Origin of the sequence: Mycolicibacterium sp. Y3, from assembly GCF_051188035.1 — a bacterium.
GTDB classification, from domain to species: domain Bacteria; phylum Actinomycetota; class Actinomycetes; order Mycobacteriales; family Mycobacteriaceae; genus Mycobacterium; species Mycobacterium fluoranthenivorans.
In genome coordinates this window covers 5,517,231-5,542,547 of record NZ_JAVQLT010000001.1, presented here as the reverse complement: position 1 = coordinate 5,542,547, position 25,317 = coordinate 5,517,231, and the positions used below count along the sequence as shown (strand labels likewise).

Here is a 25,317-nt window from a genome sequence, read left to right as displayed (position 1 = left end):
GCTACAGATCGTCGATGCTGAGGATGCCGTCCTGCACGGCCCGGGCGATCAGTGCCGCCTTGGTGGGAGCGGGCCGGCCCACCGCCGCGTACTTGGCTCGCGCGCGCTGCAGGTGGGTGCGCACCGTCGACGGTTCGATGAACAGGCGTTTGGCGACGAATTCCTTGTTCTCGGTCTGGAACCAGGCGATCAGCACCTCGCGTTCGCGTGTGCTCAATCCGGGGCGGCCGACGGTGCGGTCGTTGAACAGGGCCTTCGCCATCCGTGGACCGACATAGGGCGTGTTCGAGTGCGCGGCGTAGATCGCGTCGAAGAGGTGCTGCTTGTCTTCACCCTTGCCGAGGAAGGTCATCGCGCCGGCGTCGAGACTGCTCAGGATGACCTCGTCGGTCGACATATGGGAATACACGATCACCCGATGCCCCGCGGCGCAGACTTCGCTGAGGCTCTCGAACTCGGGCCGGTAACGCTCGTACTGCAGGTCGAAGAGTACGACCTCGATGGAGCCGTCACCTCGAGGGTGTTCGGCCAGGAAGGATGACGGGTCGGGGTAGTCGGCGACGAGGTCGATGGGCGGATCGGCGTCGGCAAACCAGGCCTTGACCCCGGCGTGAATAACGTCGTGGTCGTCAATTAGGGCGACCGGAATGGCGGTCCGGGGGTTCGGCACGCCCAGATCTTTGGCCTTATTCATGCATTTCGCCTGAGGTCGATGAGATCACCGAGTGTGCACCCCCGCAGTCTTCGGATCAGAACCCTACTCTTAGCAACGCCCGCATCGTCCGAAGTAGGAAACTCGGCTAACAATACTGATGTATGGGCAGATCCTAACGCGCTTCATGCGATGCTGTGGTGCTGGGCCTCTGCCGTGGTCGGTGTGGCCGCCAGGGGGTGATGCACGCTGATCCACACCTTGTCGGCGATCACGGTGACCTCGACGTTCGGATGTGTGCTGTACGCCCGCAGCGGTGCGACTCGGGCGATATCGCAGACGATGCTGGCGACCAGCTCGCCACCTGCCACCGTCAGACCGATCCGGGCATGCTTGCGCGCCTGACCCAACGCGTCACGCAGCGGCGTCAGCACGACGCGGCGGGTGTGCGCGTCGAGTGAGGGCAAGTCGCTGTCCGTGTTGATCGTGACGATCACCCCGCGCCGGTCGGCTTGGTCGACGGCGGCCCGTAATTCGGCGACGAGCGGATGGCTGAAGGTGCGGGACTGGAAGATGTAGAGCCGTAGCCGCCGTGATTCCAGCCGCGCCCGCTGCCTGGTCTCGGCGTCGATGACGCCGGTGCTCAGCGTCTGGAGCAGGGGGAACACCCCGCGGATCAGTTTCGATGTGCGGCGCACGTAATCGTCGTGCAGCGCTTCGGCGATACGGTTCCGGTCGGCTATCGCCCATCGTTCCCTGGCCTCTGTGGCGGCGGCGATGGTGGCGTTGCGGAGCAGCTCGGGAAAAACCAGCGCGAACATCTGCACCATGACGACACCGGCGGTGTACAGAGCCAGGTTGAACGCCATGGTGACGTCCGGCTGCCGAACAAAGGTGAGGATCGCGGTACCGAGCCAGAACGCGACCATGACCGCGGCGCCGTGCCGAACCCGCAGCCGAAGGACGAATGGCAGGACGCACAGTCCCGTCGCGACGAGTGGCCATTGGATGGGGCCGCCCAGCATGTCCGCGGGCACCGACAGAGACTGGACGGCGATCACCACAGCCATGATCACGAGGGCGGGGATCGTGACGTCGGGACCGCGGTTGAGCACCCGGGGTACGCCCGCGATGATGACCAGAGCCGCGATACAGCCCAGTCCGAGCTGGAGTACCGGGGAACCGGTGCGGGCGGCCGCGTACGGTACCGAGACCAACAGCTGAACCAGGCCGAAGACGATGATGCCGAGACCGAACTGGACCAGGGTGCGTTCGGTCAGGTGATCGATATCGTCGACGATCGCGTTGGTGGGGGCGACATCTGGTGACTGCGCCCACGTCAGTGTCACCTCGGTGCCGCTGCCCGGAGCGGAGTACACGGTGGCGCTGCCGCCGGCTCGGCGCATCCGGGCGACGATGGACTCGGCGACGCCGTGGCCGAGGCTGGTGGTGGCCAGGTCGAACCCGGTCCCGTCATCGATCACGGTGACCGAGGTGGCTGCCACCTTGATCTCGATGTGCGCTGCGTCGGCATGCCTTTCGGCGTTGTTGAGCGCCTCCCGCACGGCAGCCAGCACCGTACGGGCCCGGGATCCGGTGAGTACGAGGCTGGGCATACCGGTCAGGGCGATCTGCACCGGGAAGTGCGCGATCTCCAGCCGGAGTGCGGCGACGATATCGGTATCGGGCAGTGGCTCCCGTGCCGTGGGTCCGCCGGTCAGCAGCTCCAGATCCCGGCGGGCTTGTGCCGCAACGCGTTCGGACGAGATGTCGGCGCCCTCGCCGACGAGGTGCAGCGTCGCAGCAGCGGTGTCGTGCACCAGTGCCAGGTGTTCGAGTTCGTAGTTGCGCACCGCCGCCGCGATCGCATCACGCAGGGCAGCATCGTGGTTGTCGGCGCGGACCCGATCGACCTGGCGGGCCACGGCCAGACCGGCCGCCAGCAGCGCCGCGGCGATGGCCCATTCGATGCCGAGCATGTAGAACAACATCGGCACTCGAACCGCGTCGGGCCAGCCGATCATCTGCGCGCAGCCGAACGCATAGGCCAGCGTGATCAGTGCGGCCGCGGGAAAGCTCACCTTCGGGGGTTGGGCCATGGTGAAGGCGATGACGGCGGTACCGGCGATGACCTGCGGTACCGAGTTGGTGTAGAGATTGCCGGGATTCGACTCGAACCAGGGGATCGCCGCGGCGACGACCAGCACGTAGCCGAAGTCGACCAGTTGGAAGCCAAGCGCGCGCGACCGGGTGAAGAGACGGAAAACCGCCCAGCAGCCCAGTGCTGCGAGCAGGATCGTGCCGGGCGTGGAGTCGGACGTCCCGGGAAGCAGCAGCGTGCTCGAAGCGGCGACGAGGGTGACCGTGTTGAGCAGAATGATGGCCAGGTCCTGGCCGCGCCTGATCACCTGTCGCTCGGACACATGGACACCCCGGATGTCCTGGTCGGGCTTGAGCATACGCAATTCTAGGCACGAACGTCTACGGCACCGTCGGTCAAATGGTGGACAATGCCGCCATTGATTGCACACGCAAGTAGTTGGTCCGACGGGAAGCGCCCAATTCATTTTGGCGAGCCTCCAAAATGCGCTGGTTGGCGTTAGTCTGGCTTCGTCGATTTCGAACGGAGCGTGGCGCATGGTGGGGCGATACGTGAAGGCGCAGCTGATGGTGTTGCTGTGCGGCGGCCTGGTCGGACCGATCTTTCTCGTCGTGTACTTCGCCATCGGCGAGAGCTCTTTGCTGAAATGGATGTTCTGGGTCGGTCTGCTCATCACCGCGGCCGACGTCCTGATTGCCTTGGCGCTGGCCAACTTCGGTGCGAGATCGGCCGCGCGGACCCAGGCGCTGGAAGCGAGCGGTGTGCTCGCGCTCGCGCAGATCACCGGAATGGGCGAAACCGGCACCCGGATCAACGACCAACCGCTGGTGAAACTCAATCTGCACATTTCGGGCCCCGGTATCGCGCCGTTCACCGCCGAGGACCGCGTCATCGCCAGCGTGACCCGGCTGGGGACGCTCACCTCCCGCAAGGTCGTGGTGCTGGTGGACCCGGCGACGAACCAGTTCCAGATCGACTGGGAGCGCAGCGCCTTGATCAACGGGCAGGTACCCGCGACGTTCACGATCGATGAGGACCACCGAACCTACGACCTGTCCGGCCAGGTCGGTCCGCTGATGGAGATCCTGCAAATCCTCAAGGCCAACAACATCGGCATGAACGGCATGATCGATCTTCGGAGCAATCCGGCGGCACGGGCGCAGGTGCAGGCGGTGGTTCGCCGGGCCGGTGCCGCACAGCAGGCGCCCTCCGCCCCGGCGCCCACACCCCCGGCGGCCCCCGCCCCCGCCGGCTATGTCCCACCGGCACCTCCCGCGCCGTCGGTGGCCCAGCGTCTGCAGGAACTGGAGACGCTGCGGGCCACCGGAGCGATCTCGGAGGACGAATACTCCAGCAAGCGACAGCAGATCATCGCTGCGCTGTGACTCCATGACCGTGCGCGGCCAGTGCGTGCCGAGGTGATGGTGGCCGCGTTCGGTTCGCTTGCGGCGCTGACCTTCTCGGATTCGCGACTTCGAGAGAAAGGACTTTCGATGGCTGCATCTCACGAGGCACCTTCTGCGGCGTACGGAGTGCACTCCGAGGTGGGCAAGCTGCGCAAGGTGCTGGTGTGCTCGCCTGGGCTGGCGCACGAACGGCTCACCCCGACCAACTGCGACGACCTGTTGTTCGACGACGTGCTCTGGGTGCAGAACGCCCGGCGCGACCATTTCGACTTCATCGACAAGATGCGCGACCGCGATGTGGAAGTCGTCGAGCTGCACGATCTGCTCGCCGAGACCATGGAGATCCCGGCAGCCAGGTCGTGGCTGATGGACCGCAAGATCGTCGCCAACGAGGTCGGCCTGGGCTTGGTTGACGACACCCGGGGATTCCTCGATTCGCTGCAGCCGCGCCGGCTCACCGAATTCCTCATCGGCGGCATGGCCACCCGCGATCTACCCGCCGATGTGCGGACCGGCTACCGCGCGCTGGCTCGCGAAGACGGCGGCGTCACCGAGTACCTGATGCCGCCGCTGCCCAACACCCTGTACACCCGCGACACGACGTGCTGGATCTACGGCGGCCTGACGCTCAACCCGCTGTTCTGGCCGGCCCGGCATGACGAAACACTGTTGATGAAGGCCATCTACGAGTTCCACCCCGACTACACCGGTTCCACGGTGTGGTGGGGTGACCCGGAGAAGACCTGGGGCCTGGCCACTCTGGAGGGTGGCGATGTGCTGATCCCGGGCAACGGCGTGGTGCTGATCGGGATGAGTGAACGCTCGTCGCGCCAGGCCATCACCCAGGTCGCGTCGGAGCTGTTCGCCGCCGGGGCAGCCGAGAAGGTGATCGTCGCCGGCATGCCGAAACTGCGCGCCGCCATGCACCTGGACACCGTCTTCACCTTCGCCGACCGCGATGTCGTCACGATCTATCCCGATATCGTCGACGGCATCGCCCCGTTCACCCTGGTGCCTTCGGACGCCGCACCCGGAATCGAGGTGATCGAGGAGACCAGGCCTTTCGTCGAGGTGGTCGCGGCGGCGCTGGGGCTGGCCGAACTCAGGGTCGTCGAAACCGGCGGCACCCGGTACGACTCGGAACGCCAGCAGTGGGACAGCGGCAACAACCTCGTCGCCGTCGAGCCCGGCGTGGTATTCGCCTACGACCGCAACATCCATACCAACTCGCTGTTGCGTAAGGCCGGCGTCGAGGTGATCACCATCGTGGGCGCTGAGCTGGGCCGCGGCCGGGGCGGCGGGCACTGTATGACGTGCCCGATCATCCGCGATGCGATCCGTTACTAGAACACGTTCCAATCGGACTGCTAGCCTGGGCCCGGGTTTGACGAAAGGACCGGCGATGGCGGCGGGTAACGGATCCCTCGAGGGACGTGTGGCATTCGTGACGGGAGCCGCGCGCGGCCAGGGCCGGGCGCATGCGATCCGGCTGGCCAGCGAAGGCGCCCACATCATCGCCGCCGATATCTGCGCGCCGGTATCGGACACGATCACCTATCCGGCGGCCACCGCCGACGATCTGGCGGAGACCGTGCGCGGTGTCGAGGCGGCCGGCGGCAAGGTACTGGCGCGGGCGGTCGACATCCGTGACTTCGATGCCCAGCAGCAGCTGGTCGCCGACGGTGTGGAGCAGTTCGGCCGTCTCGATGTGGTGGTCGCCAATGCCGGTGTGCTCAGTTGGGGCCGGGTGTGGGAGCTGACGCCCGAGCAGTGGGACACCGTCATCGACGTCAACCTCAACGGCACCTGGCGCACGATCAAGGCTGCCGTGCCCGCGATGATCGAAGCGGGCAACGGCGGATCGATCATCATCGTCAGCTCCTCGGCGGGGGTGAAGGCGACCCCGGGCAACTCGCACTACGCGGCGTCCAAGCACGGCCTGGTGGGGCTGACCAACTCGCTGGCACTTGAGGTGGGGGAGTTCGGGATTCGGGTCAATTCGATCCACCCGTACTCCATCGACACCCCGATGATCGAGCCCGAGGCGATGGCGGCCATCTTCTCCAAGTTCCCGAGCTTCCTGCACAGTTTCGCCCCGATGCCGTATCACAAGGTGACGGACGGCAAGAACGAGGGACTCGCGGCGTTCATGGCGCCCGAGGAGGTCGCGAATGTGGTGGCGTGGTTGGCCGGTGACGCGTCGGCGACGCTGTCGGGCAGCCAGATCGCCGTCGACCGGGGCGTGCTCAAGTACTAGCCGTGCCGGCCGGCGTGGCCGGAACTATTAGCCCAGCGCGTACTGCGACGCACGAACGCCACCTATCCCGGGAGCACCAGCACCGGTACCGGACTGTGCCGCACGATCTTGGTGCCGCGGGATCCGAGGAACACCCTGGCGACCGTCCCGCGCGGGGAGGTGCCCAGCGCCAACAGTTCACCGTCGACCCAATCGGTGGCGTCCATGGCCTGATCCCAGCCGTTGCCGGTGACCACCTGTAGGGCGACATCCTCGGCCACCACACCGTCGGACTTCAACCGGGCCAGTGCTTCTCGCGAGTGCCGAGCCCATTCGGTCAGGATGGCGTCCTCGGCGTGCAACCCGACCTCAGGCGGGTACATCGTGCGGCCCCGCACCGCGAACGTCACCACCCGCATCGGTACGGCCAGTCGCGCCGCCAGCTGTGCCACCCGTGCCACCACCGATACGGCTTCCGGGGTGCCGGGGTAGGCGCAGGTGATTCGTTTCAGCGCGGCACCTTTGGACCCCCGGTAGCCGCGAGGGCTGATCGCCAGCGGGATGGGCGCGGAATGCAGCAACCGGTCGGCCGTCGACCCGACCACCACCTGCCCAAGCTTGCCGTCCGCCGCCGAGCCCAGTACCAGGGCATCGGCGTCCAACTCCTCGACGGCGTCGAGCAGCCCACCGGGTACCGACCGGTGCGCGTATTTGTGAAACGTCACTTCCAGGTCTGGGGCCAGCTCGGCGATGCACGCGCCGGCCTGGGCGGCCGAGTCCGCAGCGACAGCGTCCGCGTATTGGGCGTATTCGGCATCGATGCGCGCCGGCGACGGTGTGGTCCACGGCTTCGGTACCACCGTGACGACGGCAAGTCCGGTCTTGAGGGTCCGTGCAGCCTCGATGGCCAGGTGCAGGGCCGACAGGCCGCCCTTGCCGGCCAGGTACCCGACGAGCACGGTCATGTGTTGTCCTTCGAGGGTGTGATGATCTGCACGTCGTCGATACCCGTTGCGGCGGAGTCGATCACGCTGTCGCCGCCGTCGTTGAGCGCGCTGTGATGTCGCCCCCACACCAGGTAGTACACGAGCACGACCGCGACCCATCCACCGAACGCCAGCCAGGTGTACCAGTGCAGGCTGTAGAGGATGTAGGCACAGGCCACGATCGACAGGATCGGGGTGACCGGGTACAGCGGCACCTTGAACCCACGGGGTAGGTCGGGCTCGCGGCGACGCAGGATGATCACCCCGAGGGACACCACGATGAAGGCCGTGAGTGTGCCGATCGACACCATGTCGGCCAGCTTGTCCAACGGGACGAAGCCGGCCAGGATACTCACGATGATGGCCACGACGATGGTGTTGTTCACCGGGGTCATGGAGCGCGGGTTGACCTTCGCGAACATCGACGGGAGAAGTCCGTCGCGACCCATCGCGAACAGGATGCGGGTCTGGCCGTACATCGTCACCAGGGTGACCGAGAAGATCGAGATGACCGCTCCTGCGGCGAGTACCGTGCTCCAGCCTTTGAATCCGGTGACGTCGTCGAGGATCTGGGCCAGCCCGGCTTCCTGGCCTGCGAAGCCCGTCCAGTCCTGCGCGCCCAATGCGGCGAATGTAACCAGGATGTAGATACCGGTGACGATCAGCAGTGCGGCGATGATGGCGCGGGGCATGGTCTTCTGCGGATCCTTGACCTCGTCGCCGGCGGTGGAAACGGCGTCGAGCCCGATATAGGAGAAGAAGATGGTGCCCGCCGCGAGTCCGACCGAGCCCCAACCCAGCGGAGCGAAGTCGGCGAAGTGGTTGGTGGTGAATCCCGTGAACGCGATCACCGCGAACATGGCCAGCACGCCGAGTTTGATGAGCACCATGATGGTGTTGGCCTTGGCCGATTCCGAGGCACCCCGGATCAGCAGCAGCATGCACATGACGACGAGGATGATCGCGGGCAGGTTGATGATGCCGGGCTCGGTATCCCACGGTGCGGCGGTGATGGCATGCGGCAACTGGAATCCGAAGATGTTGGCCAACAGCTTGTTGAGATACTGACTCCACCCGACCGCCACCGCGGCGGTCGACACGCCGTATTCCAGTAGCAGGCAGGCGGCCACGCCCATTGCGACGAACTCGCCGAGGGTGGTGTACGCGTACGAGTAGGTGGACCCGGACACCGGCACAGCCGACGCCATTTCGGCGTAACAGATGGCAGCAAGCCCGGCGGCGATCCCCGCGAGCACGAAGGAGAGCAGTACCGCCGGGCCTGCTTCGGGCACTGCCTCGGACAGCACGAAGAAGATGCCCGTGCCGACCGTGGCTCCCACCCCGAACATCGTCAGCTGGAACACGCCGATCGTGCGCTTGAGTTCCTGGGCGGCGCCATGGGCCACGGGTGCACCGAGCACCGGCCTGCGGCGCAGCATCTGTTCGGTGAGGGTGATCGCCGGTTCGGTCATGCTGCTCCCTGCAGTGGGTCGGTCGCTAGTGGACTACGTCGGCCAGAACTTCGGTGAACTGGTCCATCGCCCAATCGATCTCGTCCCTCGTGATGACCAGAGGAGGGGCGAAGCGCAGGGTGTGGCCGTGGGTGTCCTTCACCAGGACGCCGCGCTCGGCCAGTCGCAGGCTGACCTGTTTCCCGGTGCCCAGTCGCGGGTCGATATCGACGCCGGCCCACAGGCCCTTGCCGCGTACCGCGAGTACGCCACGGCCACTCAGCGCGGTCAGGCGGGCATGCAGATGTGCCCCCAGATCGGCCGAACGAGCCTGGTATTCGCCACCTTCGAGGATTCCCACCACGGTGCTGCCGACGGCGGCGGCCAGGGGGTTGCCGCCGAAGGTCGAACCGTGTTCGCCCGGATGCAGCACGCCGAGCACGTCGCGGTCGGCCACCACCGCCGACACCGGCACCACCCCGCCGCCGAGCGCCTTGCCCAGCAGGTACACATCCGGCACCACGCCCCAGTGGTCGCATGCGAAGGTGCGACCCGTGCGGGCCAGTCCGGACTGGATCTCGTCGGCGATCATCAGCACGCGGTGTTCGGTGCACAGCGCGCGCACCCGGGGCAGGAAGTCATCGGGCGGGACGATGATGCCGGCCTCGCCCTGAATGGGCTCGAGCAGCACGGCCACGGTGTGCTCGTCGATTGCGTCGGCCAGCGCGTCGGCATCTCCGAAGGGCACCGAGCGGAACCCGGGGGTGAAGGGGCCGAAGCCGCCGCGTGCCGCCTCGTCATCGGAGAAGCTCACGATGGTCGTGGTACGGCCGTGGAAGTTGTTCCGTGCCACGATGATATTCGCCAGGTTCGCCGGGACGCCCTTGACGTCGGTGCCCCATTTACGGGCCACCTTGATACCGCTCTCGACGGCCTCGGCGCCGGTATTCATCGGCAGGACCATCTCCTTGCCGCACATCCGGGCCAGTGCGGCGCAGAACGGCCCCAGTCGGTCGGAGTGGAACGCCCTGCTGACCAGGGTGACGGTGTCCAGCTGGGCGTGTGCGGCGGCCGTGATCTCCGGGTGGCGATGGCCGAAGTTGACCGCGGAATACGCCGCGAGGCAGTCCAGGTAGCGCCGGCCTTCCACGTCGGTGATCCACACACCCTCCGCCGAGGCCGCGACGACGGGCAGCGGGGAGTAGTTGTGCGCGGTGTACGTCTCGTCGAGCGAGATCGCGTCGCGGGTGAGATCCACCTTCACACCGTCCAGGATGGTCATGAATGGACTTCCAGGGTGCAGCATTTGACGGATCCGCCGCCTTTGAGGAGTTCGGACAGGTCCACACCGATCGGCTCGAAGCCCGCGGCCGACAACTGCGCCGCAAAACCGGTGGCTGCGGCGGGGTGCACGACATGGCGGCCGTCGGACACCGCGTTGAGGCCCAGCACGAAGGCATCGGTACTGGTGACCAGGATGGCGTCCGGGAACAGTCGTTCCAGAGTGGCGCGGGCGGTATCGGTGAACGCCGGAGGGTAGTAGGCGATGACATCGTCGGTGAGCACCGTCAGCGCGGTGTCCAGATGGTAGAAGCGGGGATCCACCAGTTCCAGGCCGATCACCGGGAGGCCGGTGATGTCGGCGATCTCGTCGTGCGCCCGCGGGTCGGTGCGAAAACCATGTCCGGCCAAGATCTTCGATCCGGCGACCAGGAGATCGCCCTGGCCCTCGTTGGTGTGGCGGGTCTGCACGGGCTGATGTCCCCGGCTGCTCATCCACGCGGCGTAGGCGTCAGCCTCGCCGGCCCGTTGCGGATAGGCGAAGCGGGCGACGATGGCGTGGCCACCGACGAGCAGCCCGCCGTTGGCGGCGTAGACCATATCGGGCAAGCCCGGTTCGGGTGCCACCAGATCGACGGAGTGGCCGAGGTCCAGATAGACGTGCCGCAGGTTCTCCCACTGCTGCCATGCGAGTCCGGCGTCCACCGGGGTCGAGGTGTCCATCCAGGGGTTGATCGCGTATTCGACGGCGAAGTGGGTGGGCGCCGTCATGGCGTAGTGGCGGGTGCGGGCGGCACGGGTCGGTGGCAGGGCGGAGTGGCTGGCGACCTCGGAAATCGTCATGATTCAACGGTAAACGTGCCCCTAGCATGCAATCAATCGCCATATATTGCGTTGTAGAGGGTGAATCATTGCGTACAGTGTCGATAAATGGCGTTCTGTTGTGTGAGGAGGGGTATTGGACCGGTTGGACGACACCGATGAGCGGATCCTGGCCGAACTGACCGACAACGCGCGCGCCACCTTCGCCGAGATCGGGGAACGGGTGAATCTGTCGGCACCTGCGGTGAAACGTCGGGTGGATCGCCTGCTCGATCACGGGGTCATCCGTGGTTTCACCACCGTCGTCGACCGCAATGCTCTCGGCTGGGGCACCGAGGCCTATGTGCAGGTGTACTGCCATGGCACCATCGCGCCCGCCGAGTTGCGCCAAGCCTGGATCGACATCCCCGAGGTGGTCAGCGCGGCCACGGTGACCGGAACCTCGGATGCCATCCTGCACGTGCTCGCTCGTGACATGCGGCACCTGGAGGAGGCGCTCGAACGCATCAGGGCCAGCGCCGATATCGAACGCAGTGAGAGCATTGTGGTGCTGTCCAACATCATCGAGCGGGCCCGGTCCTGAGCAGTACCAGTGGGGTGGACAGGCAGAACGCCGCTGTCATCGTGTATGAAGACCCACGTGACAACTAATGGTGGAATCGTCATTGTCGGTGGTGGACTGGCCGCGGCCCGCACCGCCGAGCAATTGCGCCGCGCCGAATACACCGGGCCCCTCACCATCGTCAGCGATGAGACGCATCTGCCGTACGACCGGCCGCCTCTGTCGAAGGAGGTGCTGCGCAACCCCGAGCACGACGTCGTCCTGAAGCCGCAGGAGTTCTACGACGAGAACGACATCACCCTGCGCCTGGGCTCTGCCGCGGCATCGGTCGACACCGCCGCCCAGACACTGACGCTGGCGGACGGCTCGGTCATCGGCTACGACGACCTTGTCATCGCCACCGGTCTTGTGCCCAAACGTATTCCATCCTTCCCCGACCTCGAGGGCATCCGGGTCCTGCGTTCCATCGACGAGAGCGCGGCCCTGCGGGCGCATGCGGCGACCGCGCGGCGCGCCGTGATCGTCGGCGCCGGGTTCATCGGTTGCGAGGTGGCCGCCAGCCTGCGCCAACTCGGTGTCGAGGTGGTGATCGTCGAGCCGCAGCCCACGCCGCTGGCCTCGGTGCTGGGTGAGCAGATCGGCGCACTGGTGGCCAGGCTGCACGAGGCCGAGGGCGTGCAGGTGCGCTGCGGTGTCGGGGTGGCCTCGGTCAGCGGTACCGACACGGTCGAGACGGTCGTGCTGTCCGACGGCACCGAACTCCAGGCCGACATGGTGGTCGTCGGTATCGGATCGCATCCGGTCACCGGCTGGCTGGACGGAAGCGGTATCGAGGTCGACAACGGCGTGGTCTGTGATGACGCCGGCCGAACCAGCGCGCCGCACGTGTGGGCCATCGGAGATGTCGCGTCCTGGCGGTCCGAGGTGGGCCATCAAGTGCGCGTTGAGCATTGGAGCAACGTGGCCGAGCAGGCTCGCGCCCTGGTGCCTGCGCTGCTCGGTCGGGAAGCCGGTGCCGCGGTGACGACGGTGCCGTACTTCTGGAGCGACCAGTACGACGTGAAGATCCAGTGTCTCGGCGAGCCTGCCGCCGACGACATCGTGCACCTGGTCGAGGACGACGGCCGCAAGTTCCTGGCCTACTACGAGCGCGACGGTGTGCTGACCGCCGTGGTCGGCGGCGGCATGCCCGGCAAGGTGATGAAGGCCCGCGGCAAGATCGCCGCGGCCACCCCGATCGCCGACGTTCTTCCGTGATTTGTGTACGTTCACCGGCGCCCACCGCCGGTGAACGTACACAAATCGCTCGGTGCCGGCCGAGGTAGAACCGCGCGCCCGGACAGACTCGGTTTGGGCGAGGAATTTTCGTTCAGTTCCCCGGGGTGAGTTCGCCGAGCCCGCGGCCCACCACGTCGAAGGCGTCGCCGAGTGCCTCGGGCAGGGATACCGATTCGTCGGCCAGCCACAGCTCGTAAGCGGTCAGCGCCACGCCCAACGCCGTCCACGCCACGGTCTGGGGCACCAGGTCGGCGGGCTTGAGTCCCAGTCGGCGGGCCACGAACGCGGCGATGACCTCGCGCCACCCGGCGTACATCGTCATCGAGTAGGCCTGCAGCGCATCGGTCTCCAGGATGACGCGCATCCGTTGCCGGTGCTGTGGGGTCTCCTCGGCGCTGAAGTCGTTGAACGTCAACAACGCTGCGCGCAAGGCGGTATCGAGCGGCACGTCCGGCGGCACCGCGTTGAGTACATCGCGCAGGTACTGCAGGTGTGCGTCGAAGTCGGCCCAGGGGATGGCGTTCTTGGACGAGAAGTAGCGGAACAGGGTCCGCCGGGAGATGCCCGCCGCGGCGGCCACATCCTCGACGCTGACATCGTCGAAACCCCGGGTCGCGAAGAGCTCCAGGGCGACCCCGCTGATGTGGCCCTGGGTGGTCGAAGGGCGCCGTCCCACGCTCATCGCCTACCACCCTTCCATTTCGGCACTCGATGCCATATTGTGTGCGGCGTGGGTCACAGTTGTCGAGACCCCGCGGTAACTCTCACGGTAACGAAAGGGGCAGTCCATGGAACCCAATCAGCAGGCCGAAGCGGTCACTTCGCAGCTCGTCACCGAGTCTCTCGTCGAAGAGGTCTCGATCGACGGGATGTGCGGGGTCTACTGACCATGTCGGCGCCGACAGCCCCGGCACCGGCCTTCGACCCCGCGTCGGCCTGGACGTTGCACCGCCAGGTGGCGGTGCGGCCGGAACCGTTCGGGGCGTTGCTGTATCACTTCGGTACCCGGAAGCTGTCGTTCCTCAAGAACCGGACCATCGTCGAGGTGGTCAGCTCGCTGGCTGACCACCCCGACGTCCGGTCCGCCTGCCGCGCCGCCGGTATCGACGATGACGCGCAGGGCCCCTATCTGCACGCGCTGAGCGTGCTCGCACAGTCCCAGATGCTGGTCCCGAGGGAGACTTCCGAGTGACGATGATGGAATCGGCGCACGCGCCGGCAATGCAACCCGTGCCCCGGCTGGTCGATCAGTTCGAGCGCGGCCTGGACGCCCCCATCTGTTTGACCTGGGAGCTGACCTACGCCTGCAACCTGTCTTGTGTGCACTGCCTTTCGGCGTCGGGCAAGCGCGACCCGCGTGAGCTGAGCACTCAACAGTGCAAGGACATCATCGACGAGCTCGAGCGCATGCAGGTGTTCTACGTGAACATCGGCGGCGGGGAACCGACTGTGCGGTCGGACTTTTGGGAACTGGTCGATTACGCGACCGAACATCACGTCGGGGTGAAGTTCTCGACCAACGGCGTGCGCATCACCCCGGAGGTGGCTGCGAAGCTGGCCGCCAGCGACTACGTCGACGTCCAGATCTCGCTCGACGGTGCGACCGCCGAGGTCAACGACGAGGTGCGCGGCCCCGGTTCGTTCGCCATGGCCGTCCGTGCGCTGGAGAATCTCGCCGCGGCGGGTTTCAAGGACGCGAAGATCTCCGTGGTCGTGACCCGGCACAACGTGGACCAGCTCGACGACTTCAAGGCACTGGCCGATCACTACGGAGCCACGCTGCGCATCACCCGGTTGCGTCCCTCGGGCCGCGGCGCGGACGTCTGGGACCAACTGCACCCGACCGCCGCTCAGCAGGTCCAGCTCTACGACTGGCTCGTCGCCAAGGGCGAGCGCGTGCTCACCGGTGACTCGTTCTTCCACTTGTCGGGCCTCGGCGAGCCCGGCGCGCTTGCGGGTCTGAACCTGTGTGGCGCGGGGCGGGTGGTCTGCCTGATCGATCCGGTGGGTGACGTGTACGCCTGCCCGTTCGCCATCCATGAGAAGTTCCTGGCCGGAAACGTGCTCACCAGCAACGGATTTCAGGACGTCTGGCAGAACTCCCGGCTTTTCAACGAACTGCGTGAACCGCAGTCGGCCGGGGCCTGCACCGGGTGCGGGCACTACGACGCCTGCCGTGGTGGCTGCATGGCCGCGAAGTTCTTCACCGGGCTGCCGATGGACGGCCCGGATCCCGAGTGCGTCCAGGGGTTCGGGGAGCCGGCCCTGGCGCTGGAGCGGGACAAGCCCAAGCCCAGCGTCGACCACTCGCGAAGTGGCGGACCGAACACTTCCCGTCGCTTCGCTCGCCCCGCCCAGGGCCCGATCCCGCTGAAACTGCTCATCACTCCTGCTCGCCCGCCCAAGTCGTTCTGTAATGAAAGTCCTGTGTAGATCATGGCCCGCGATACCTGGTTCGAAACCGTCGCCATCGCGCAGCAGCGCGCGAAGAAGCGGCTGCCCAAATCCGCCTATTCCTCGCTGATCTCGGCGAGCGAGAAGGGTGTGTCGGTCTCCGACAACGTCGAGGCGTTCGCCGAACTCGGCTTCGCCCCGCACGTCATCGGCGCCACCGAGAAGCGCGATCTGGCGACGACCGTGATGGGGCAAGATATTTCGCTGCCCGTCATCATCTCGCCGACCGGGGTGCAGGCGGTGCACCCCGACGGTGAGGTCGCGGTGGCCCGCGCGGCGGCGGCCCGCGGTACGGCCATGGGGTTGTCCTCGTTCGCCAGCAAGCCCATCGAGGAAGTCACCGCGGTCAACGACAAGGTCTTCTTCCAGATCTACTGGCTGGGCAGCCGCGAGGAGATCGCCGAGCGGGTGCAGCGCGCCAAGGACGCCGGAGCCGCCGGCTTGATCGCGACCACGGACTGGAGTTTCAGCCACGGCCGGGACTGGGGCAGCCCCAAGATCCCGGAGCGGATGGATCTCAAGACCATGATCAAGATGTCCCCCGAGGTGATCTCCAAACCGCGCTGGCTCTGGAGTTTCGGTAAGCATCTGCGTCCGCCGGACCTGCGGGTTCCCAACCAGGGCAGGCGCGGGGAACCCGGGCCGACCTTCTTCGAGGCCTACGGCCAGTGGATGGGTACCCCGCCGCCTACCTGGGAAGACATCGCGTGGCTGCGTGGGCAGTGGCCCGACGCACCGTTCCTGCTCAAGGGCATGGTGCGTGTCGATGATGCCAAACGCGCTGTGGATGCCGGGGTTTCGGCGATCACGGTGTCCAACCACGGTGGTAACAACCTGGACGGCACCCCGGCGGCCATCCGCTGCCTGCCTGCGATCGCCGATGCGGTCGGCGACCAGATCGAGGTGTTGCTCGACGGCGGCGTCCGCCGCGGCAGCGATGTGGTCAAGGCCGTGGCGCTCGGTGCCAGGGCCGTCATGATCGGCCGCGCCTACCTGTGGGGCCTGGCCGCCGAAGGGCAGACCGGTGTCGAAAACGTGCTCGACATCATGCACGGCGGGATCGACTCGGCGCTGCGCGGGCTGGGCAAGGCCTCGATCCACGATCTGACCGCCGACGACATTTTGATTCCGCAAGGTTTCACTCGAGCCCTCGGGATTCCTGCCGGCTGATACTGACGTGGCTGACGTGGCTGCCGTGACCCGCCGTCCGCCAGCCACGCCCCGCAATGCAAATCAATTGCAGCGCATGCGCCAACAATCGGCGCACGCCAGGTGAATTGGGCCTACCATCGTCCGGTGGCCCTCCCCACCGACCTCGGCACCGCGACGTCGAATCGGCTGCATGGCTCCTCGCCTGCGGGGAAGCCTTCGCTGATCGTCCCGGTCGGCTCGACCGAACAGCACGGGCCCCACCTGCCGCTGGACACCGACACCCGGATCGCGGAAGCGGTCGCTCGCGCCGCGGCTCCCCGGATCGGCGCAGGTTGGCTGCTCGCGCCCGCCGTGAGCTACGGCGCCAGCGGCGAGCACGAGGGGTTCCCCGGCACGGTGTCGATCGGCACCGAGGCGCTGCGCCTGGTCCTGACCGAGTTCGGCCGGTCCGCGTGCAGCTGGGCGACACGTCTGGTCTTCGTCAACGGTCACGGCGGAAATGTCGAGGCGCTGACCGCGGCGGTGACGCTGCTACGAGCGGAAGGCCGCGATGCCGCCTGGTCTTCGTGTACGGTGCGGGGCGCCGACGCTCATGCGGGACATACCGAAACTTCTGTATTGCTACATATTTCACCAGAGAATGTGCGGATCGAGGAACGCGTGCCGGGTAACAGAGCACCGTTGTCGGAATTGATGCCGGCGATGCGCCGTGGCGGGGTGGCTGCGGTGAGTGAGATCGGGGTCCTGGGGGACCCGACGACTGCCACAGAACAGGACGGCGCGCGGCTCTTCGCCGCTATGGTCGACGGATGCGTGCGCAGAGTGTCGGCGTGGAGCCCGGACGCGCGCGGGATGCTGTTATGACGGGTCCGCGGCTGCCCGACGGATTCGCCGTCCAGGTCGATCGCCGGGTGAAGGTCCTCGGCGAGGGCGCAGCCCTGCTCGGCGGGTCGCCGACCAGGCTGCTGCGCTTGGCGCCGGTCGCTCAGACCATGCTCGACGGTGGCCGCCTGGAGGTGCACGACGCCCTGTCGGCCCAGCTGGCCCGCACCCTGCTCGATGCCACCGTGGCGCACCCGCGGCCGGCCACCGGTCCGTCCCACCGCGATGTCACAGTCGTTGTGCCAGTGCGTGACAACATCCTTGGCCTGTGCCGGCTGGTGCGCTCGTTGCGCGGGATGCGGGTGGTCGTGGTGGACGACGGCTCGGCGGTGCCGGTGCAGGATTCCGATTTCGAGGGCGTGCGCAGCGAGGTGGTGGTGCTGCGGCACGCGCGCAGCCGTGGTCCGGCCGCGGCGCGCAACACCGGCCTGGCCGCCTGCACCACCGACTTCGTGGCCTTCCTGGACTCCGATGTGGTGCCCCGCCGGGGGTGGCTGGAGGCGCTGCTCGGTCACTTCTGCGATCCCGCTGTCGCGCTGGTGGCACCGCGCATCGTGAGTCTTCGTGAGCCCGACAACCTGGTGGCCCGGTACGAATCGGTGCGCTCCTCGCTGGACCTGGGGATGCGGGAGGCTCCGGTCGTCCCCTACGGACCGGTGTCCTATGTGCCCAGTGCCGCCATCATCTGCCGGCGCAACCTGCTGGCCGAGGTGGGTGGCTTCGACGAGACCCTGCGCTCCGGGGAGGACGTCGACCTGTGCTGGCGATTCGTGGAGGCCGGTCACCGCCTCCGCTATGAACCCATCGCGCTGGTGGGCCACGATCACCGGACCCAACTGCGGGAATGGTTCGGGCGCAAGGCCTTCTACGGGCAATCCGCGGCCCCGCTCTCGGTGCGGCACCCGGGTAAGACCGCGCCGATGGTGGTGCACCGGTGGATGTTGCTGGTCTGGATCCTGATTGCCAGCGGTTCGAATCTGGGATATTTCGCGGCCGCGGTCATCACCTTGCTGTTCGGCCGCCGGGTCGCCACCTCACTGGACGCGGTGGAGACCGCACCCAAGGATGTCGCCGCGATGGCGGCGCGGGGGCTGTGGGGGTCGGCGCTACAGGCCGCATCGGCCATCTGCCGGCACTACTGGCCGGTGGCGCTGCTGGCGGCCGTGTTCTTCCGGCGTTGCCGGCACGTGGTCCTGGTGGCCGCGATCCTCGACGGGCTCGCCGACTGGGTCAGCCGCAACAACAACTCCGAGCAGGACACCCAGCGGGTCGGCGTGCTCAGCTACCTGTTGCTCAAACGCCTCGACGACATCGCCTACGGGCTGGGCCTGTGGACCGGGGTGGTGCGGGAGCGGCACGTCGGGGCGCTCAAACCGCAGATCCGGTCGTGACCTGAAACTTGCACAGCGATGTCCTGATCGTCGGCGCGGGAAGTGCTGGTTCGATTCTGGCCGAACGTCTTTCGGTGGACGAACGATGCAAGGTCACGGTCCTCGAAGTGGGCCCGAGTGCCGATGATCCCGGGGTGTCGGCGCACCTGCGCGATGCCACCAGACTCCCGATCGGGCCGGGCAGCGCAGTCGTTCGGCAGTACGCCACCTCGCTGACCGACCACCCCCAGCGGACGGCGACGGTGGTGCGCGGAGCCGTGGTGGGTGGCTCGGGCGCCATCAACGGCGGGTACTTCTGCCGGGGTAGGGCCGCGGACTTCGACGGGTGGAATCTGCCTGGCTGGCGCTGGGATGACGTGTTGCCCCATTTCCGGGCGATCGAGACCGATCTGGACCGCGCCGGCCCCCTGCACGGCGCGCACGGGCCGATCCGGGTCCGTCGGACCGCGCAGTTGAGCCCGGGCACCGCGACGTTCGTGCAACGAGGGCTCGGCCTCGGGTATCCCTGGCTCGACGATCTCAACGGCGAACCCGAGGGGCCCGGAGTGGGCGCGATACCACTCAACATCGAAGACGGGATCCGGCTGGGACCCGCGTCGGTATTCCTGCTCCCGGCGTTGTCCCGACCGAATCTCACCGTGCGCTCCGGCGCTCCCGTGCTGCGTGTCCTGATCAGGGGAGCGCGCGCCGTCGGTGTCGAGGTGCTCGGCCCGGCAGGGGTACATACTCTGACCGCTGACCGAATTATCTTGTCGGCCGGGGCGATTGGTTCTGCTCAGCTGCTGATGGTCTCGGGTGTCGGGCCGGCGGACATCCTCGAGCACGCGGGTATCACCGTGCATACCGGGCTGCCCGTGGGGGCGGCGTTCTGCGATCATCCGGAGTGGGTGCTGCCGGTCGACTGGCCGGCCGCACCGGGCCGGCCCCCGGTGGAGGCGGCCCTGTACCTGGACGATCTCGAACTCCGGCTCTACACCACAGGTTTCGCCGAGATGATCGGGGCGGGTCCCGCCGATCGTCCACATATCGGTATCGCTCTGATGCGTCCGCAATCGCGGGGGCGGCTCTCGGTGATGTCGGCGGATCTGGCCGATGCCCCCGTCATCGAGCACCACTATGACGGGGAACAAGCCGATGTGGTGGCCCTGCGTCACGGTGCCGAACTCGCCAGGGAGATCGCCGGAGTGGCTGGGCGCGAAGCACATTGGACCACCACGCAACATTTGAGCGGTACCGCGCCGATGGGTCCGGTGCTCGACGAGCGCTGCCGGGTGCACGGCATCGACGGTCTGTGGGTGGTGGACGGGTCGGTCATGCCGATATTGCCCAGCCGGGGGCCGCACGCCACCATCGCGATGATCGGTCACCGGGCGGCCGAGTTCATCTCCTGAACAGTGCCTTACCGTCCCGGCCGGGCGCGAACATCGAGATCAGCACCGCGGCCCCGGCCGTCACGATCGCCAGTACCGTCAACGAACCCTGCATCGCATACAGGAACGACATCTTCGCGGCGAACGCCAGATCCGTGCCGTTTGACCCCAAACGTGTTGCGGCATTGAGTGCCTCACCGATCGAGCCGGCCGCTGCGGTACGCAGCGGTTCGGGATAGCGGCCCAGAGCCGGCATGATCTCGTGGGTGTAGCGGGCGGCCAGCATGGAACCGGCCAGCGCGATTCCCAGTGCCGCGCCCATCTCACGGGTGGTGTCGTTCACCGCGGAGGCCACACCCTGCTTGTCGTCGGGGGCCGAGGTCATGATCGCCGACGTGGTCGGCGCGGTGAACAAACCGACGCCGGTACTGATGACCAGCAGCGGCCAGGCCAGCTCCGCATAGGAGGCGTCCACCGCGAGCCCGCGCATGCAGAGCAGCCCGATCGCCATCAACATCAATCCGGTGAAGACCACGAACCGCAAGCCGAGCCGCGGCAGGTACCACGCGGACAGCGGCGAGAGGATCAGCAGCGGAACTGCCAACGGCGACAGCGCGACTGCAGTGCCCAGCGGTGAATACCCCAGTACCAACTGGAGGAACTGCATCTCCAGGTAGAAGAAGCCGAACATGGTCATGAAGAGCACCGTGATGGCCGCCGCTCCGGTACCGAATTCGGGAACCCGGAACAGTCGGACGTCCAGCAGCGGATGACGCACGCGCAACTCGAGGACGCCGAACACCGCGATCAACACGACGCCGGCAGCGATGCACGACAGCACGACGGGATGTCCCCAGCCGCGCGCCGGCGCTTCCAGGATGCCGAACACCAGCACCGCGACCGCGACGCCGATGGTCACCGCGCCCAGGCCGTCCAACGGTGTGGTCGCGGGGTCCTTGGACTCTTTGACGGTCAGCGTCAGGACGAACGTCAGCGCCGCGCCGATCGCGAAACCCCAGAAGACTGCCTGCCAGGACCAGATCGCCAGTAACAGACCGGTTCCCAGCATCCCGACGATGGCCCCACAGCCGGCGATACCGGCCCAGATGGCAATGGCTTTGGTGCGCTGGTCCTTTGGGTACGCCGTGGTGAGAAGGGACAGGGTGGCGGGCATGATGAAGGCGGCGCCGGCCCCGGCGACCACGCGGGCGGCTATCACGTGGCCGGGGTCGGAGCTGAGTGCGGGAATCACCGATGCCACCCCGAACACCGCCAGTCCGGCCAGCAGGGCGGCGCGCCGGCCGAACCGATCGCCGATCGCGCCGGCGGGCAGGAGCAGGCACGCCAACGCCAGGGTGTACCCGTCGACGATCCAGGTGAGCTGCGTCTGGCTGGCCGACATCGCGACGGCGATATCGCCGAGGGCGGTGTTGAGTGCCACCATCGACGAGATGACCAGTAACACGCCCAGGCAGGCGACGCACAGTGTCCAGGCCCGGGTTCGCGCCGAGGCGATCGGCACCTCCAGAGGTGTGGTGTCGACCATTGCTGGGCTCCCCGGGGTGCGACAATAAAGAGACTATTAGTCTCGTTGCAAGACTAACAGTCTTGTTTCTGGAGCGGAGGAGTTTCGAGATGGCGGCTGAATCGGATCCGCGACCGGCCCGGTCCCGGGCCCGGCTGCTCGACGCCGCGACTGCGCTGCTTCGGTCCGGCGGGCCCAGCGCGGTGACCGTCGACGCGGTGCTGCGCGGCGCGAACGTGGCCCGGGCCACGCTGTACCGGCATTTTCCGAGCGGAAATGACTTGCTGGCGGCCGCCTTTCACGCCTTGATTCCGGCCGCGCCGGAGCCCCCGCCGGAAGGGCCGCTGCGGGAACGGCTCACGGCGCTGGTGCAGGCGCAGGCCGCGCTGATCGCAGAGGTGCCGGTGACGGTGGCGGCGATGTCGTGGCTGGCACTGGGCGGTGACCTCACGGCGCTGCCTTGGACAGACCGCGCGGGCGCCGCGGCCAAATCCGACAGCCCCGAGGTACGCACGCTGCGTGAACGGGTGGCCGAACAGTATGCCGCTCCCTTGGAGGCCGTCCTGGACAGCCCGGATGCCATCGCCCAACTGGGCAATGTCGACCGCACCACGGCTGCGGCGCTGCTACTGGGGCCGGTTGTGCTCGGAAAGCTCAGCACGCTCCCGGATTTCGACTACGAGCAGATCGCCCGGGTGTCGGTGGACGGTTTCCTGGCCACCCACTCGATCAGCGCAACGAATACCGAATCGGCAGGTGCTTGAGTCCGCCGACGAAGACCGTCTGCGAAAGCTCGGGCGTACCGGTCAGTTCGATGGCGTCCAGGCGGGGGATGAGCTCACCGAACAGGCTGGTCATCTCCATCCGGGCCAACGCGGCCCCCAGACAGAAGTGCACACCGTAGCCGAAGGCCAGATGCTTGTTGGGGTCGCGACCGACGTCGAAGCGAAACGGATCTTCGAAGACCTCTTCGTCACGATTGCCCGACACGTAGGCGAGGTAGACCGATTCGCCCTTGGCGATGGGGACGCCACGCACCTCGGTATCGGCGGTCGCCGTGCGCATGAACTCCTTGACCGGGGTGGTCCAGCGGATCATCTCGTCCACTGCGGTGCCCATCAGTTCGGGGTGTGCGCGCAGCCGGTCCAGTTCGGCGGGATTCGCGATGAGCGCGTGCAGGCCACCGGAGATCGCGTCCTTGGTGGTGTCATGGCCGGCGCTGGCGACGATCACGTAATAGGAAGCGGTGTCGACATCGGACAGCGGCTGCCCGTCGATGGTGCCGTTGGCGATCGCTGAGGCGAGGTCCTCGGTCGGGTCGGCCCGGCGTGAGGCGGTCAGCTGGGAGAAATAGGCGAAGAAGTCCAGCAGCACCTCCAAGCCGTCCTCGAGGGATTTGCCGCGCTGGTATTCCTCGTCGTCGCCGCCGAACAGCTCCTGGGTCAGCATGTGCATCCGCCCGAAATCGGACTCGGGCAGCCCCAGCAGCGACATGATCACGTACAGCGGGAAGTTCACCGCGATCTCGGTGACGAAATCGCATTCGGGCCCGATCTCGCGCATCCGGTCGACATAGCGCTTGGCCAGTTCGTCGACGCGGACCTTGAGGTCACGCATCGCCTTGGGGCGGAACCAGTCCGCGCCGATGGCCCGCACCTTGCGGTGGTGCGGATCGTCCATGTGGATCAGGGTGCGCAGGCCCATCCCGGCTTCCAGCTGAGCCTTGGCCATGTCGTCGGCATCGGCGGTGGCCAGCAGCGGCCGCGGTTCGCTGATGAACAGGTCGTTCTCCCGTTCGATCGCCATGATTTCCGCGTGCTTGGTGATCGCCCAGAACGGCCGGTACGGCCGGAAATCGACCCAGGAGACGGGCTGCTCGGCGCGCAGGTGGCGCAGCGCCGCGTGCAGGCGCGCCTCATCGGCGTAGGCGGTCGGGTCGGCCAGGACGCGGTTCTGCGGACTTACCGGGCGATCGGTGGTCGGGGTGCTCATCGGCAGCTCCTTGCGGTTGACTTGACGGGTGTCAGGTTTCCGGTCGACCCCAGTGTCGGCGATGCGCACCACCGCGCGGGCGGGTTTGCGCCGATCGGCTGCCGTAGGCTCGGCGATCATGCTGTCCGGTCCGTTCGGGCGCCGGTGGTCCGGCCCCGTCGCTCGCCTACTGGCCACCGCGGTGATCGGCGTGGTGGTCCTCGGCGGCTGCGCACGGGGCGCCGGCCAGGTGGCCGACACCAGCCGGGTGCCCACACCGGACCCCGGGCTCGACAGCGGCCTGGTGCACATCGCCGACGGCCGGCTTCAAGGGGCTGCCGCCTCCGGCTACGTTCTGTTCCAAGGTATTCCGTACGCGGCGCCTCCGGTGGGCCCGCTGCGCTGGCAACCACCCGCGCCGGTTGCCCCGTGGCCGGGTGTCCGCGACGCGACGGTGCCCCGTCCCCGCTGCCTGCAGGATGTCTCGCGTGATCCCGGTTGGGGCCGGAAGACCTCCGAGGACTGCCTGACGCTCAACGTCTGGGTGCCCGCCGGCGCCGTCGGGCTGCCGGTGATGTTCTGGATCCACGGCGGCGCGTTCCTCAACGGCAGCGGCGAGCTGTACGGCTCGCGCTGGTTGGCGACCAAGGGCCGGGTCATCGTGGTCACCATCAACTACCGGCTCGGGGCGCCGGGATTCCTCGCTCACCCGGGCGTCGGTGACGGCAATTACGGGCTCGCCGACCAACAGGCGGCGCTGCACTGGGTGCACGACAACATCGGTGCGTTCGGTGGCGATCCCGGAAAAGTCACCATCGCCGGGGAGTCGGCGGGGGCGATGTCGGTATGCGATCACCTTGTCGCGCCCGGTTCGGCGGGACTGTTCCGGGCCGCCATCATCCAGAGCGGTCCGTGTCAGGCGCAGGCCGACCTGGCCGCCGCCCGGCGCGAAAGCCTGCGCTACGCCGCGCGGGTGGGCTGCGCCGATCCGGCGGACGCGGCGCGCTGCCTCCGCGCGCTACCCGCGGCCAGACTCGATCAGCCACCGTGGTTCTACCGGATCGGCAGTGATTGGCTGACCGGCCCGGCGACCGGTACACCGATCCTGCCGGCCGATCCGGTCGCGATGATCCACGACGGAAAGGCGGCCAAGGTCCCGGTGCTCATCGGGACCACCGCCGATGAATTCACGCTGTTCGTGGCTCTGCAGTACCTGCGTACCGGGCACAAGTCCACTCCCGCCGACTACCCGGGCCTGCTCGCGGACACCTTCGGCCGCCAGGGGGCTGCCGTCGGCGCGCGATATCCGCTGGCGCGCTTCGGCGGTGATGCATCGCTGGCATACGCCGCGGCGGTCACCGACGGTGTCTTCGCCTGCGTCGCGCACCGGATGGCCACCGACTTGGCCAGGTCGGCGCCGGTGTACGGCTACGAATTCGACGATCCCGCACCGCCGACTCCGGACCCGTTGCGGCACTTGCCCTTCTCGGTGGGCGCCAGCCACTCCCTGGACTTGCGCTACCTGTTCGAGATCGGCGGGGCGCCCGCCTTGACCGCGGCCCAACAGCGGCTGTCCGATCAGATGCTGTCGTACTGGACGCAATTCGTCACCACCGGTGTCCCCGCCGTGCAGGGTGGGCCGGTGTGGCCACCGGTCGACGATGAACCTGATCCCCGTCGCTCCGCTCGCCCCGACCCCTCGTCGTGGATGCAGCTGCGACCCGACGGCAGTCGGATGGTCACCGACTTCGCGACGGCGCACCAGTGTGCGTTCTGGGCCGGACTGCCGAGCTGACG

The 25,317-nt window shown here is 67.3% G+C and carries 23 protein-coding genes; 14 read left to right on the top strand and 9 right to left on the bottom strand.

What is annotated here, in order from left to right:
* Nucleotide 1: 1 nt before the first annotated feature.
* Together QN239_RS27090 and QN239_RS27085 are read right to left on the bottom strand one after the other, a co-directional pair.
* On the bottom strand, nucleotides 2-694 hold the full coding sequence (locus QN239_RS27090) for a LuxR C-terminal-related transcriptional regulator (RefSeq protein ID WP_499015021.1): 693 nt from the start codon (nucleotides 692-694) through the stop codon (nucleotides 2-4).
* 143 nt (nucleotides 695-837) lie between these two features.
* Nucleotides 838-3,111, bottom strand: coding sequence for a sensor histidine kinase (locus tag QN239_RS27085; protein ID WP_499015020.1), 2,274 nt, complete (start codon nucleotides 3,109-3,111; stop codon nucleotides 838-840).
* A 178-nt stretch (nucleotides 3,112-3,289) separates the two neighbouring features.
* On the opposite strand from QN239_RS27085, the gene QN239_RS27080 reads away from it, so the two are divergent.
* The 3 genes from QN239_RS27080 to QN239_RS27070 all read left to right on the top strand — a co-directional run bounded on the left by QN239_RS27080 (nucleotide 3,290) and on the right by QN239_RS27070 (nucleotide 6,416).
* The gene (locus QN239_RS27080; RefSeq protein WP_499015018.1) at nucleotides 3,290-4,138 is read left to right on the top strand and encodes an SHOCT domain-containing protein; all 849 of its coding nucleotides are present in this window, start codon (nucleotides 3,290-3,292) and stop codon (nucleotides 4,136-4,138) included.
* Nucleotides 4,139-4,246: 108 nt separating this feature from the next.
* Complete coding sequence (locus QN239_RS27075) at nucleotides 4,247-5,506, top strand: arginine deiminase (protein WP_499015016.1); 1,260 nt, start codon at nucleotides 4,247-4,249, stop codon at nucleotides 5,504-5,506.
* A gap of 55 nt (nucleotides 5,507-5,561) precedes the next feature.
* Complete coding sequence (locus tag QN239_RS27070) at nucleotides 5,562-6,416, top strand: mycofactocin-coupled SDR family oxidoreductase (RefSeq protein ID WP_499016984.1); 855 nt, start codon at nucleotides 5,562-5,564, stop codon at nucleotides 6,414-6,416.
* A gap of 62 nt (nucleotides 6,417-6,478) precedes the next feature.
* Here the strand turns inward: QN239_RS27070 and QN239_RS27065 are convergent, their stop codons facing one another.
* Genes QN239_RS27065 through ddaH form a run of 4 tightly spaced genes read right to left on the bottom strand, consistent with a single transcriptional unit; the run spans nucleotide 6,479 to nucleotide 10,956 of the window.
* The gene (locus QN239_RS27065) at nucleotides 6,479-7,360 is read right to left on the bottom strand and encodes a universal stress protein (RefSeq protein WP_499015015.1); all 882 of its coding nucleotides are present in this window, start codon (nucleotides 7,358-7,360) and stop codon (nucleotides 6,479-6,481) included.
* Entirely contained in the window at nucleotides 7,357-8,853 is a 1,497-nt protein-coding gene (locus tag QN239_RS27060; RefSeq protein WP_499015013.1) for an amino acid permease, read from the bottom strand. Before QN239_RS27060 ends, QN239_RS27065 begins: the two co-directional genes overlap by 4 nt.
* Nucleotides 8,854-8,878: 25 nt before the next feature.
* A complete protein-coding gene (gene rocD, locus QN239_RS27055; protein ID WP_499015011.1) occupies nucleotides 8,879-10,114 on the bottom strand; it encodes an ornithine--oxo-acid transaminase in 1,236 nt (411 codons plus the stop codon).
* Nucleotides 10,111-10,956 (bottom strand): dimethylargininase, encoded by an 846-nt coding sequence (gene ddaH, locus QN239_RS27050; RefSeq protein ID WP_499015009.1) that lies wholly within the window; start codon nucleotides 10,954-10,956, stop codon nucleotides 10,111-10,113. The genes rocD and ddaH overlap by 4 nt, the downstream gene beginning before the upstream one ends.
* Nucleotides 10,957-11,071: 115 nt before the next feature.
* Here ddaH and QN239_RS27045 point away from each other — a divergent pair, with 115 nt between their 5' ends.
* Nucleotides 11,072-11,518 (top strand): Rv2324 family transcriptional regulator, encoded by a 447-nt coding sequence (locus QN239_RS27045; protein ID WP_499015008.1) that lies wholly within the window; start codon nucleotides 11,072-11,074, stop codon nucleotides 11,516-11,518.
* 45 nt (nucleotides 11,519-11,563) lie between these two features.
* Nucleotides 11,564-12,754 carry an NAD(P)/FAD-dependent oxidoreductase gene (locus QN239_RS27040; protein WP_499015006.1) on the top strand — a complete coding sequence of 397 codons (1,191 nt, stop codon included), beginning with the start codon at nucleotides 11,564-11,566 and terminating at the stop codon, nucleotides 12,752-12,754.
* A 112-nt stretch (nucleotides 12,755-12,866) separates the two neighbouring features.
* On the opposite strand, the gene mftR is transcribed toward QN239_RS27040, so the two are convergent.
* Nucleotides 12,867-13,457 carry a mycofactocin system transcriptional regulator MftR gene (gene mftR, locus QN239_RS27035; protein WP_499015005.1) on the bottom strand — a complete coding sequence of 197 codons (591 nt, stop codon included), beginning with the start codon at nucleotides 13,455-13,457 and terminating at the stop codon, nucleotides 12,867-12,869.
* A gap of 106 nt (nucleotides 13,458-13,563) precedes the next feature.
* Here mftR and mftA point away from each other — a divergent pair, with 106 nt between their 5' ends.
* The 7 genes from mftA to mftG all read left to right on the top strand — a co-directional run bounded on the left by mftA (nucleotide 13,564) and on the right by mftG (nucleotide 20,045).
* Entirely contained in the window at nucleotides 13,564-13,662 is a 99-nt protein-coding gene (gene mftA / locus QN239_RS27030; protein ID WP_167156845.1) for a mycofactocin precursor MftA, read from the top strand.
* Between the two features lie 2 nt (nucleotides 13,663-13,664).
* On the top strand, nucleotides 13,665-13,967 hold the full coding sequence (gene mftB, locus QN239_RS27025; RefSeq protein WP_499015002.1) for a mycofactocin biosynthesis chaperone MftB: 303 nt from the start codon (nucleotides 13,665-13,667) through the stop codon (nucleotides 13,965-13,967).
* A gap of 2 nt (nucleotides 13,968-13,969) precedes the next feature.
* A complete protein-coding gene (gene mftC, locus QN239_RS27020; protein WP_499016983.1) occupies nucleotides 13,970-15,208 on the top strand; it encodes a mycofactocin radical SAM maturase in 1,239 nt (412 codons plus the stop codon).
* A gap of 3 nt (nucleotides 15,209-15,211) precedes the next feature.
* Nucleotides 15,212-16,399 carry a pre-mycofactocin synthase MftD gene (gene mftD, locus QN239_RS27015; RefSeq protein ID WP_499015000.1) on the top strand — a complete coding sequence of 396 codons (1,188 nt, stop codon included), beginning with the start codon at nucleotides 15,212-15,214 and terminating at the stop codon, nucleotides 16,397-16,399.
* Between the two features lie 102 nt (nucleotides 16,400-16,501).
* Nucleotides 16,502-17,245: a mycofactocin biosynthesis peptidyl-dipeptidase MftE gene (mftE, locus tag QN239_RS27010; protein WP_499014997.1), complete on the top strand. Its 744-nt coding sequence runs from the start codon at nucleotides 16,502-16,504 to the stop codon at nucleotides 17,243-17,245.
* Nucleotides 17,242-18,654, top strand: a complete 1,413-nt coding sequence (gene mftF, locus QN239_RS27005; protein WP_499016982.1) for a mycofactocin biosynthesis glycosyltransferase MftF — start codon at nucleotides 17,242-17,244, stop codon at nucleotides 18,652-18,654. The genes mftE and mftF overlap by 4 nt, the downstream gene beginning before the upstream one ends.
* Nucleotides 18,655-18,662: 8 nt before the next feature.
* Complete coding sequence (mftG, locus tag QN239_RS27000; protein ID WP_499014995.1) at nucleotides 18,663-20,045, top strand: mycofactocin dehydrogenase MftG; 1,383 nt, start codon at nucleotides 18,663-18,665, stop codon at nucleotides 20,043-20,045.
* Here the strand turns inward: mftG and QN239_RS26995 are convergent.
* Nucleotides 20,035-21,570, bottom strand: a complete 1,536-nt coding sequence (locus QN239_RS26995) for an MFS transporter (protein WP_499014993.1) — start codon at nucleotides 21,568-21,570, stop codon at nucleotides 20,035-20,037. The genes mftG and QN239_RS26995 overlap by 11 nt on opposite strands.
* Nucleotides 21,571-21,659: 89 nt before the next feature.
* On the opposite strand from QN239_RS26995, the gene QN239_RS26990 reads away from it, so the two are divergent.
* Entirely contained in the window at nucleotides 21,660-22,313 is a 654-nt protein-coding gene (locus tag QN239_RS26990; RefSeq protein WP_499014991.1) for a TetR/AcrR family transcriptional regulator, read from the top strand.
* On the opposite strand, the gene QN239_RS26985 is transcribed toward QN239_RS26990, so the two are convergent.
* Entirely contained in the window at nucleotides 22,279-23,541 is a 1,263-nt protein-coding gene (locus QN239_RS26985) for a cytochrome P450 (RefSeq protein WP_499016981.1), read from the bottom strand. The genes QN239_RS26990 and QN239_RS26985 overlap by 35 nt on opposite strands.
* Before the next feature lie 118 nt (nucleotides 23,542-23,659).
* Here QN239_RS26985 and QN239_RS26980 point away from each other — a divergent pair, with 118 nt between their 5' ends.
* The gene (locus QN239_RS26980) at nucleotides 23,660-25,315 is read left to right on the top strand and encodes a carboxylesterase/lipase family protein (RefSeq protein ID WP_499014988.1); all 1,656 of its coding nucleotides are present in this window, start codon (nucleotides 23,660-23,662) and stop codon (nucleotides 25,313-25,315) included.
* The last annotated feature ends 2 nt before the right edge of the window (nucleotides 25,316-25,317 follow it).